Genomic DNA, 12,313 nt, shown 5'->3' with positions numbered 1-12,313 from the left:
CCCCGTCCGCGCCCGTGGCCCCGCGCACCCGGGCTCCCCAGGCGTCCGGGTCGTCCGACATCGCCATCATCGGCATGGCGGGCCGCTTCCCCGGCGCGGGCTCCGTGGAGGACTTCTGGAAGAACCTGCGCGAGGGCGTGGAGTCCATCTCCCGCTTCACGCCGGAGGAGCTGGAGCACCTGCCCGGCCTGCCCGAGGGCATGGAGCTGTGGCAGCACCCGGGCTTCGTCCCCGCCGGGGGCGTGCTCGACGACATCGACCAGTTCGACCACGCGTTCTTCGACATGTCGCTGCGCGAGGCGCAGTGGACGGATCCGCAGCAGCGGCTCTTCCTCCAGTGCACCTGGGCGGCGCTCGAGGACGCGGGCATCGAACCGGAGCAGTTCCCCGGTGACATCTCGCTGTACGCGGGCGCGAACGACTCCGGCTACGCGCAGGCGGTGCAGCAGAACATGCCGCTGGACGGGGCCGCGTTCTTCGAGCTGTACGGCACCGCGACGCACCAGAGCCTGGCGCAGAAGACATCCTGGAAGCTGGGCCTCCGAGGCGAGAGCACGCTCGTCTACACCGCGTGCTCCACGGGCCTCGTGGCGGCGCACCTCGCCTGCCAGAACCTGCTGTCGGGGCTGTCCGACGTGGCCATCGCGGGCGCCACGCGCCTGAGCGCGGCCCAGCGCACGGGCTACGTCTACCAGGAGGGGTTGATCTTCTCTCCGGACGGCCACTGCCGCGCGTTCGACGCGAAGGCGAAGGGCACCATCTCCGGCAACGGCGTGGCCGCGGTGGTGCTCAAGCGGCTGGACGACGCGGTGCGGGACGGCGACTCCGTCTACGCCGTCATCCGCGCCACGGCGACGAACAACGACGGGCGGGACAAGTCCGGCTTCACCGCGCCCAGCGTGCAGGGCCAGTCCTCCGTCATCACCCAGGCCCTGTCGCGCGCGGGCGTGCAGCCGAAGGACATCGGCTACGTGGAGGCGCACGGCACGGCCACGCCGCTGGGAGATCCGATTGAAGTCGCGGCGCTCCAGCGCGCCTACGGCCTGGGCCCGGAGCACAAGGGCACCATCGCGCTCGCGTCGCTGAAGACCAACATGGGCCACCTGGACACGGTGGCCGGACTCGCGGGCCTGATGAAGGCCGCGCTCGCGCTGCACCACGGGGAGATTCCCCCCAGCCTGCACTTCGAGAAGGCCAACCCGCAGATCGACTTCGACGCGGGCCCCTTCTTCGTCAACACCACCCTTCGGCCCTGGCCGGCGGGCGAGACCCCGCGTCGCGCCGCCGTCAGCTCCTTCGGCGTCGGCGGCACCAACGCCCACGCCGTGCTCGAGGAAGCACCCATGTCGCACAGTGGTTCCACCACGCGGTCCCACCAGGTCGTCCTGCTCTCGGCGCGCACGCCCGAGGCGCTGGAAGCGGCGTCCCAGCGGCTCGCGTCGCACGCGGAAGCCCGCGCGGACCTGTCCATGGCGGACGTGGCCTTCACCCACGCGGTGGGCCGCAAGGGCTTCGACCACCGGCGCGCCGTGGTGGCGCGCGACGCGGCGGACCTCGCGAAGCAGCTGCGCAAGCCGTACACGCCGGTGGCGGTGAAGGACGCGGAGGCCGCACGCCGTCGCCGCGTGGCCTTCGTGTTCCCCGGCCAGGGTGCCCAGCAGGTGGGCATGGGCCGGGAGCTGTACGAGGCCGAGCCCGCCTTCCGCGCGCACCTGGACGCGTGCCTCGCGCTGCTGGAGGCCCCGCTGCGCGAGCGCGTGACCACGCTGCTCCAGGCCGTCCCGGGCCCGCAGGCTCCGGAGGCCGCGCTGCTGGCCGACACGCGCGTCGCGCTGCCCGCGCTCTTCGCCGTGGAGGTGTCCCTGGCGCGGATGTGGATGGACTGGGGCGTGAAGCCCTATGCCGTCATGGGTCACAGCTTCGGTGAGTACGCGGCCGCGTGCGTGGCCGGCGTGCTGTCGCTGGAAGACGCGCTGAAGCTGGCCGTGACGCGCGGGGAGCTGATGCACCACATGCCGCCGGGCGCCATGCTCGCGGTCGCGCTGTCCGAGGCGCAGGTGGTGCCGCTCCTGAAGGGCCGCCTGACGCTGGCCGCCCACAACTCGCCGGACCGGTGCGTCGTCTCCGGCCCGGTGGAGGAGATCGAACGGCTCCAGGAGGAGCTGAAGCGGCGCAACGCGGGGGCGGTGCGCATGCCCGCGCCGCACGCGTTCCACTCGGCGGACGTGGAACCGCTGATGCCGGAGCTGATGAAGGTGGTGGGCTCGCTGGGCCGCGCCGAGCCGACGGTGCGCTACGTCTCCGGACTCACCGGCACCTGGGTCCGCCCGGGCGAGCTGAGCGCTCCGCGCTACTGGGCGGATCAGATGCGCCAGCCGGTGCGCTTCACGGACTCCGTGGGCGCGATGCTGGAAGAGGGTTGCAGCGTGCTGCTGGAGGTGGGGCCCGGACAGGACCTCACCCCGCTGATGCGCGCGTGCCTGGGCCAGGACAAGGACCGCGTGAAGGCCGTGCCGTCGGTGCGCCGTGGAAGCACCACGCCGGAGCACGCGGGCCTGCTGGCGTCGCTGGGCGAGCTGTGGACCGCGGGGCTCCCGCTGGACTGGAAGGCGTTCTACGCCCACGAACAGCGCCTGCGGATCCACCTGCCCACGTACCCGTTCCAGCGCAAGCGCGTCTGGGTGGAGGCCTCGCGCACCAGCGCACCTGTCGCCTCGCAGGCACCGGCCTCCGCGCCAGCGTCGACTGCGGCCCATGCGACGACCGCACCGGCCCACGCGCGAGGCTCGGTCCCCGGGGCAAGCCCGTCCGCGCTGGCGCAGACGGCGCCGCCGCACGCGTCCGGGCAGCCGCAGGTGGCAACGCCCCCCATCGTGACCGTTTCGCCGTCCGCGCAGGGCACCCTCTCCGCTCCGGTGGGGGATGTGTCCGCGCGCACGGCGGTCCCCACGCCGGCTCCGGCGGCCCTGGTCCCGGTGAGCCTGCCCACAGCATCGAGCGCCCCCGCGCGTGCGGACTCACCGCGAGGTGACATCGAGGAGCGTGTGGCCGCGCTCTGGCGCGAACGGCTGGCGTTGGAGTTCGTCGGACGCGACGACAACTTCCTGGAGATTGGCGGCAACTCGCTGATGGCCGCGCAGCTGCTCAACCAGCTGCGCGACACCTTCGGCGTCCAGGTGCCCCTGGCGGCCCTGTTCGAGGCCCCCACGGTGGCCGGCATCGCCGCGCGCATCGAGCCGCTGCTGAGCCAGGCGCCCTCGGTGGAGCAGACGCGCGAGCTGCCGCTGGAGGCCCTGCCCCGCACGGCCGAGCTGCCGCTGTCCTTCGTGCAGGAGCGCGTGTGGCGGCTGGAGCAGCACCTGCCCGGCCTCTCCGCGTACAACATCCCCGTCGTCCTCAAGCTGGAAGGCGACGCGGCCGTGGAGCCCCTGGAGCGCGCCGTCCAGGAGATCGTCCGCCGCCACGAAGCGCTGCGGACCACCTACGACCTCGTGGACGGCCGGCCCGTGCAGCGCTTCCACGCGAACGTGCGCATCCCGCTGGAGCGCGTGGAGCTCACCGGCACGCCCGAGGAGCGCGAGGCCGAAGCCCTGCGCCTGGCGCGTGAGGACGCGGCGAGGCCCTTCGACCTGGTGAACGGCCCCGTCCTGCGCACGACGCTGCTGCGACAGGCGGAGAACGTGCACCTGCTGCTCGTCTGCATCCACCACGTCGTCTGCGACACGCTGTCCATCGCCATCTTCATCCACGAGCTGAGCCAGCTCTACGGCGCCTTCCGCCAGGGCAAGCCCTCACCGCTGGCGCCGCTGACGGTGCAGTACGCGGACTTCGGCGCGTGGCAGCGCCGCACCATCGCCGAGCACCTGGTGCCGGAGCAGGAGCAGTGGTGGCGCACCCGGCTCGCGGGCATGCCGCGCCAGCTGGGCGTGCCCACGGACCGGCCGCGTCCGGAGAAGTGCCCGCTGACGTCGGAGCGCATGAGCGTGGCGTTCCCGCAGGCGCTCGCCCGGGAGCTGGTGGCCTTCGGCAAGCGCGAGGGCTTCACCGGCTACATGACGGTGCTGGCCGCGTGGAACGCGCTGCTGCACCGCTACACGGGGCAGACGGACATCATCGTCGGGACGCCCATCGCGAACCGCACGCGTCCGGAGCTGTTGCAGCTCATCGGCTACGTGGCGCACTCGGCGGCGTTCCGCACCAGCCTCGCGGGGGACCCGTCCTTCCGCGAGCTGCTGGAGCGCGTGCGCCAGGAAGTGGGGGATGCGCAGGCCCGCCCGGACGTGCCCTTCGAGTACCTGGTGGAGCAGCTCGTCCCGGGCAAGGACATCGGCCGGGACCGCATGGCCGACACCGTCTTCGTCTACCACAGCAACGCCGTCTCCAGCGTCGATGCGCAGGACACGATGGGCGTGCGCACCTCCATCGTGGAGATCCCCGGCACCCCCGTGCAGTGGGGCACGACGCTCTCCGACCTGACGCTCATCCTGTCGGAAGGGCCCGCGGGCGTGCACGGCGCGCTGGAGTACGCCACCGAGCTGTTCGACGCGACCACGGCCCGGCGCATGTTGGAGCACCTCCAGGCGCTGCTGACGTCCGCGCTCGCCACGCCCGACGAGCGGCTCTCCCGCCTGTCGCTCGCCACGGAGGTCGAACGCAACGCCTGGCCCCGTCCCCTGCCCGTCCCCACCGCGCCCGCGCTCCCCGCGCTGCTCGCGGACCGTGCGCGCCGTCACCCGGAGACCGTGGCCCTCGTCCGCGAGGGAAAGACGTGGACGTGGGCGGAGCTGTCCACCCGCGCCCGCGCGCTGTCGTCCCGTCTGCGGATGCTCGGGGTGAAGCCCGGCGAGCCCGTCGTCGTGTGCCTGCGACCGTCGCCGGAGAAGGTCGCGGCCCTGTGGGGCGTGCTGGAGGCCGGTGCCGCCGTGGTGGCGCTCGGGCCCACCGACCTGGGCAACCTCGCCATCTATGCGCCCGAAGGCGCCGCGTCGCCGCGCATCGTGACGTGGAAGGGCGTCGTCACCGCCGCGCGCCTGGAGGCCTCGCGCGTGCTGCACGTGGAGGACGCGCTGGAGCCGTTGGGCGCCACCGACACGGAGCAGGGAGCGAGCACGGAGGACACCGTCGCGTGGCTGCTGCCCGCGGGGGCCGGCCAGCCCGCGTGGGCGCTGGGACATCCCGCGCTGACGGAGCTGTTCGCCGCGCTGGACGCACGGCTGCGTCCCGCCGAGGGAAGCGCGTGGCTCGCCGCCACCGAGGCCACGGCGGAGCGTCCGGAGCTGGAGTCGCTGTGGGCCCTCTCGCGGGGGCTGCGCGTCGTATTCCCCTCCGAGCAGGTGACGGCGCAGCTCGTGCGGCTGCACGGCGGCGGCCCGCGGACCCGCGCGCTCGATGTGAGCCTGAGCTACTTCGCCAACGACGAGGATGCGATGAGCGGCCCGAAGTACGAGCTGCTGCTCGAGGGCGCGAAGTTCGCGGACGCGAACGGCTTCTCCGCCGTGTGGACGCCCGAGCGGCACTTCCACTCCTTCGGCGGCATCTACCCGCAGCCGGCCGTCGCCGCCGCGGCGCTGGCCGCCGTCACGCGCAACGTGCGCCTGCGCTCCGGCAGCGTGGTGCTGCCGCTGCATGATCCGCTGCTCATCGCCGAGCAGTGGGCCGTGGTGGACAACCTGTCGCAGGGCCGCGTGGACCTGTCGGTCGCTACGGGCTGGCACGTGCGGGACTTCGTCTTCGCGCCCCAGAACTACGCGGACCGGCGCAACATCCTCCTCAAGAACCTGGAGACGCTGCGGGCCCTGTGGCGCGGCGAGCGCATCCAGCGCATGGGCGGCAACGGCGCGATGGTGGAAGTCGGCGTGCGCCCGAAGCCGGTGCAGAAGGAGCTGCCGGTGTGGCTCACGGCCACCGCCAACCCGGAGACGTTCCGGCTGGCGGGCGAGCTGGGCGCGGGCATCCTCACCGGCCTCTTCGCGCACTCGCTGGAGGAGCTGAAGCCGAAGGTGGCGCTGTACCGCGAGGCGTGGCGCCGCAACGGCCACCCGGGCCGGGGCCACATCACGTGCATGCTCCACACGTACCTGGGTGACGACGAGCAGGAGGTGCTGCGCACGGTGCGCAAGCCGCTGCTCGGCTACTTCCGCAGCTCCGCGGACATCACCGCCTCACTGCTCGCGGCGCAGGGCCACCAGGGGGAGATCGACAAGTTCTCCTCGCAGGACCTGGACGCGCTGCTGGAGCACACCTTCGAGCACCACGCGAAGGTGACGGGCCTCATCGGCACGGTGGAGAGCGGGCTCCAGCGGCTGCGCGACGTGCGCGCGGCGGACGTGGACGAGGTGACGTGCCTCATCGACTTCGGCCTGGAGACGCCGGTGGTGTTGGAAGGCCTGCGCCGCCTGGCGAAGGTGCGCGCGCTGGCGGAGGCGGAGGCCCTCGCGCAGCGCGAGCAGGTGCTGGTGGAGGGTGAACAGGGCGTGGGCGAGCTGCTGGAGCTGGCGCGCCAGTCCGGAGCGGTGCTGCTGAACACCACGGCGCGGCTCGCGCGAGCGCTGACCGACCTGCCCGGAGCCCGCGAGGCCCTGGCGCCCTTCGGAGCGCTGGTGCTCGAAGGAGCGTCGTCGGAGCTGGCGTCGGCCCTGCAACGAGCCTCGGGCGTATCGGTGCTGCTCGCGGGCGGCACCGTCGAAGGCGCGTTGCTGCCCCGGGCCCCCGGAGAGCGCGTGCCGCCGGGCCTCCAGGCCTGGGTGCTGGACGATGCGGGCCAGCCGGTGCCCGCGAACGTGGTGGGCGAGCTGGCCCTGGGTGGCGCTGGCGTGCCGTGGGCGTTGTGGCGGTCCGCCGAGGAGGAGCGCCGTCGGCTGGTGCCCCACCCGCTCGACAGGGCCGCGAAGCTGTACCGCACGGGCCGCACGGCCCGCCTGCGCGCGGATGGCCGCGTGGAGCCGGTGACGCTGCCGGCCGCGCGACTGCCTCCGCCCGCCGCGCCGGCACCAGCCCCCAAGGCACCGGCGTCGCCCAAGGCTCCGACGTCCGCGCCGAATGCCGCGCGGGTGCAGGGGGCGCCGCCGCCCATCCCCCGCGCGTCGCGGGAGAAGCCCCTGCCGCTCTCCTTCCCGCAGGAGCGGCTCTGGTACCTGCAGCAGTTGGATCCGGCGAACGTCGCCTACAACAACGCCGTCAACTTCCGCCTCACGGGCGCGCTGGACACGAAGGCCCTCCAGGCCGCGCTGGACGAACTGGTGAAGCGGCACGAGGTGCTGCGCACCACGTACTCCCTGTCGGATGCCGGCCCCGTGCAGATCGTCCAGCCGACGGGCGGCCTGCCCATGCCGCTGGAAGACGTCCCCGGTGACACGCGCGAGGAGCGCGAGGCGGAGCTGCTGCGCCGCTGCCGTGCGCTCGCGGACATCCCGTTCGACCTGGAGCGAGGCCCCATCGTGCGCGCGCGCCTGATGCGGATGGGCGCGGAGGAGCACGTGCTGGGGCTGGTGCTCCACCATGTCGTCTCCGACGCGTGGTGCACCCTGGTGCTCGCGCAGGAGCTGACCATCCTCTACGCGTGCTTCGGCGCGGGCCTGCCGTCGCCGCTCCCGGCGTTGCCAGTGCAGTACGCGGACTTCGCCGTGTGGCAGCGCAAGTGGCTGGAAGGCGCGATGCTGGATGAGCAGCTGCGCTGGTGGAAGGCGCAGCTCTCCGGGGTGCCTGCGCTGGAGCTGCCCACGGACAGGCCCCGTCCCGCCGTGCAGTCCTACGCGGGCGACGTGCACCGCTTCCACATCCCCCGGGAAGTCTCGGAGCCCCTGCTGGCCCTGGGCCGCAAGGAAGGCGCCACGTCGTTCATGGTGCTGATGGCGCTCTACCAGACGCTGCTGGGGCGCTACGCGAACCAGGACGACTTCGCGGTGGGCACGCCCATCGCGGCCCGCACGAGGCCGGAGGTGGAAGGCCTCATCGGCTGCTTCGTCAACACGCTGGCCTTCCGCGCGAAGCTGGAGGGCGCCCCCACCTTCCGCGAGTTGGTGAACCGCGTGAAGCAGCAGGCCCTGGGTGCGTACGCGCGCCAGGAGGCCCCGTTCGAGCGACTGGTGGACGTGCTCCAGGTGCCGCGCGACCAGAGCCGCACGCCGGTGGTGCAGGTCCTCCTCAACGTCCTCAACACACCGGACTCGGACGCCGCGACGCCGATGTCGCTCCAGCTCAGCCAGGTGGAGGTGCCCACGGGCACGTCGAAGTTCGACCTGGGCCTGGACGTGTATGAGCAGCGCACCGGCCTGTTCTGCCGGCTGGAGTACGCCACCCGCCTCTTCGACGAGGCCACCGTCGCGCGCCTCGCCGGGCACCTGTCCCTGCTGGCCCAGGCCGTCGTCGCGTCGCCGGACCAGCCGTTGTCCCGCCTGCCCCTGCTCACGGAGGACGAGCGGCAGCAGGTCCTCGTGCGGTGGAACGACACGCGCGTGGAGTACCCGCGCGGTGAGCGCATCCACGACCTCTTCGAGCAGCAGGTCGCGAAGAGCCCGGACGCCGTCGCCGTCACGTTCGAAGGCCAGAACCTCACCTACGCGCAGCTCGATGCGCGGGCCAACCAGCTCGCGCACCACCTGCACACGCTGGACGTGGGACCCGAGTCGCTGGTGGGCGTGTGTCTGGAGCGCTCGCTGGAGATGGTCGTGGCGCTCTTCGGCGTGCTCAAGGCGGGCGCGGCCTACGTGCCGTTGGATCCGGCCTACCCGCGCGACCGCCTCCAGTGGATGCTGGAGGACACCGCCGCCCCGGTGCTGCTGGTGCAGGAGCACCTCGTCTCGAAGCTGCCCCTGGGCACGGACCCGGGCCCCCAGGTCGTCTGCCTGGACACCGGCTGGGAGCGGATCGCCCGCCACCCCACGACGACGCCCGCGCCGCGCGCTTCGGCCGATGCGCTGGCCTACGTCATCTTCACATCGGGCAGCACCGGACGTCCGAAGGGCGCGATGAACGCGCACGCGGGCGTCGTCAACCGCCTGCGCTGGACGCAGCAGGAGTACGGCCTCACGTCGGACGACACGGTGTTGCAGAAGACGCCGTTCAGCTTCGACGTGTCCGTCTGGGAGTTCTTCTGGCCGCTGATGACGGGAGCGCGGCTGGTCGTGGCGCGTCCCGGAGGCCACCAGGAGCCGGCCTATCTGGTGCGGCTGATGGCCGAGCAGCGCATCACCACCGCGCACTTCGTGCCGTCCATGCTGCGCGCCTTCGTGGAGGAGCCGGGCCTGGAGGGCCTGACGCACCTGCGCCGGGTGGTGTGCAGCGGCGAAGCCCTGCCCGCGGACCTGGTGCGCCGCGCCCACGCGCGGCTGCCCGTCGCGGAGGTGCACAACCTCTACGGCCCCACCGAGGCCGCGGTGGACGTCACCTACTGGCACTGCCCGCGTTCGGAGGATCTGCGCCGCGTGCCCATCGGCCGCCCCGTGGCGAACACGCGGCTGCACGTGCTCGACCGCCATGGTCAGCCCGTGCCGGTGGGCGTACCCGGTGAGCTGTTCCTCGCCGGAGTCCAGGTGGGCCGCGGCTACTGGCGCCGCCCGAACCTGACCGCCGAGCGGTTCATTCCGGATCCGTTCAGCACCACGCCCGGCGCGCGCATGTACCGCACGGGAGACCTGGCGCGCTGGCTGCCTGACGGCACGGTGGAGTACCTGGGCCGCGCGGACTTCCAGGTGAAGCTGCGAGGCTTCCGCATCGAGCTGGGCGAAATCGAAGCCGCGCTCCAGGCGCACCCCGGCGTGCGCGAGGCCGTGGCCGTGGTGCGCCAGGACGCGTCCGGTGACGCGCGGCTGGTGGCCTACGTCACGGGCGACGCGGGCCCGCTGGAAGCAGCCACGCTGCGCACCTTCCTCCTGGAGCGGCTGCCCGAGTACATGGTGCCCTCGGCCTTCGTGCACCTGGGGGTGCTGCCGCTGACCCCGAGCGGCAAGGCGGATCGCAAGGCCCTGCCCGCGCCGGAGGTGTCGGTGACGGCGCGAGGCCAGTACGTGGCGCCGCGCAGCCCCACCGAGCAGACCCTCGCCGGAATCTTCACCGAGGTGCTGGGCATCGAGCGAGTGGGAGCGAACGACCACTTCTTCGAGCTGGGCGGTCACTCGCTGCGGGCCACGCAGGTCGTCGCGCGCGTGCGCTCGGCCTTCGGCGTGGAGCTGGGCCTGCGCGTCCTCTTCGAGGCGCCCACCGTGGCCGCGCTCGCGCAGCGCCTCCAGGCGCTCCAGGATCCCAGCCGCCCGGCGCTCGTCGCCCCGCCGCTGGCGGTCGCGGACCGGAGCGCGGAGCTTCCCCTGTCCTTCGCGCAGCAGCGGCTGTGGTTCATCCACCAGCTGGATCCGACGGACACGACGTACAACATCCCCGCGGCCCTGAAGCTGGAGGGCACGCTGGACGTGGGTGCGCTCCAGCGGAGCTTCGAGGAGCTGGTGCGCCGCCACGAGTCCCTGCGCACCACCTTCCGCACCGAGGCGGGAGAGCCGTTCCAGGACATCCATGCGCCCGCGCCGTTGCCGCTCCCGGTGACGGACCTGACGCGCCTGTCCGATGCGTCCTCGCGCCAGGCGGAGGCCCTGCGCCTCGCCACCGAGGAGGCCCGTCGTCCGTTCAACCTGGAGCGAGGCCCGCTGCTGCGCGCCCTGCTCCTGAAGCTGGGCGACACCGAGCATGTACTGGTGCTGAACATCCACCACATCGTGTCGGACGGCTGGTCCGTGGGCGTGCTGGTGCGGGAGATCGCCGCGCTGTACGCGGCCTTCCTCCAGGGCCGTCCTTCGCCGCTGCCCGAACTGCCGGTGCAGTACGCGGACTACTCGGCGTGGCAGCGCAACTGGCTGCGTGGCCCGGTGCTGGACGCGCAGCTCGACTACTGGCGCGGACAGCTCACGGGGGCCCCGGCGCACCTGGAGCTGCCCACCGACAAGCAGCGCCCGGCGAGGCAGTCCTTCCTGGGCGCGGTGGCACCCGTGCGTCTGCCGCGAGAGCTGAGTGACGCGGTGGAGGCCCTGGCGAAGCGCGAGGGTGCCACGCCGTTCATGGTGCTCCTCGCGGCCTGGCAGCTCGTGCTCCAGCGCTACTCCGGACAGGAGGACATCACCGTTGGCTCGCCCATCGCGGGCCGCAGGCACGTCGAGTCCGAGTCGCTCATCGGCTTCTTCGTCAACACGCTGGTGTTGCGCTCGCAGGTGAAGAGCGATGCCAGCTTCCGCCAGCTCCTGGCGCAGGTGCGCGACACCACGCTGGGCGCGTACGAGCACCAGGACCTGCCCTTCGAGAAGCTGGTGGAGGTGCTGCATCCGGCACGAGACCTGAGCCGCAGCCCCCTCTTCCAGGTCCTCTTCGTCCTGCAGAACGCGCCGGTCTCCGAGCTGTCCCTGCCCGGACTCACCCTGCGCGCCGTGGACGTGAACAGTGGGATGGCGAAGTTCGATCTGGACCTGACGCTCCAGCGCGAGGAGCAGGGCTTCACGGGCAGCCTCACCTACGCCACCGCCCTGTTCCACCCGAACACCGCGGCCCGGATGGTCGAACACCTCCAGGTCTTGCTGGGTGCGGCCATCGCCGCGCCGGAGCTACCCCTGTCGCAGTTGCCGATGCTGACGCCGGACGAGCGTCACACGCTGCTCGTGGAGTGGAACGACACGGGCACGAAGCTGAGCCGGGGCCTGATTCATGACCTCGTCGCCCAGCAGGTGGCGCGCACGCCTGACGCCACCGCCCTCGTCGTCGGCACCCAGCGCCTGAGCTACGCCCAGCTGGATGCACGGGCCAATCAGCTCGCGCACCACCTGCGCTCGCAGGGCGTCGGGCCCGAGGTGCGCGTCGCGGTCCTCATGGAGCGCAACGTCGACCTCGTCACGTCCCTGCTCGCCATCCTCAAGGCGGGCGGCACCTACGTGCCCCTCGACCCCGCGTATCCGCGTCAACGTCTCGACTTCACCCTCGCGGACTCTGGCGCGCGGCTCCTGCTCTCCCACTACCCTCTGCTGGCTTCGCTGAAGCTCGACACCCAGGGCGTGGAGACGCTCTGCCTCGACGCGCTTCCTGAAGGTGTCTCGGCGCTGCACACCTCGGCACCGGCCACGTCCGTGTCCGAGGAAAGCCTCGCCTACGTCATCTACACGTCCGGCTCCACGGGCCGGCCCAAGGGCGTCGCCATCTCGCACGCCAGTGCCACCGCCTTCCTCGACTGGGCGCTCTCCACCTTCTCGCCCGCTCAGCTCAAGGGCACGCTGGCCGCCACGTCCGTTTGCTTCGACCTCTCCATCTTCGAGCTCTTCGCGCCCCTGGCCTGCGGTGGCGCGGT

At 72.5% G+C, this 12,313-nt stretch carries 1 protein-coding gene; it reads left to right on the top strand.

The genetic code is table 11. The features are described 5' to 3' along the window. The coding region (locus D7X12_RS45180; protein WP_279637255.1) for a non-ribosomal peptide synthetase/type I polyketide synthase at window positions 1-12,313 on the top strand (12,313 nt) is incomplete at both ends.

Source organism: Corallococcus sicarius (genome assembly GCF_003611735.1).
Taxonomy (GTDB): Bacteria; Myxococcota; Myxococcia; order Myxococcales; family Myxococcaceae; genus Corallococcus; species Corallococcus sicarius.
Note: the sequence above shows the minus strand (reverse complement) of the source record. Positions and strands in the feature narration are given on the sequence as shown.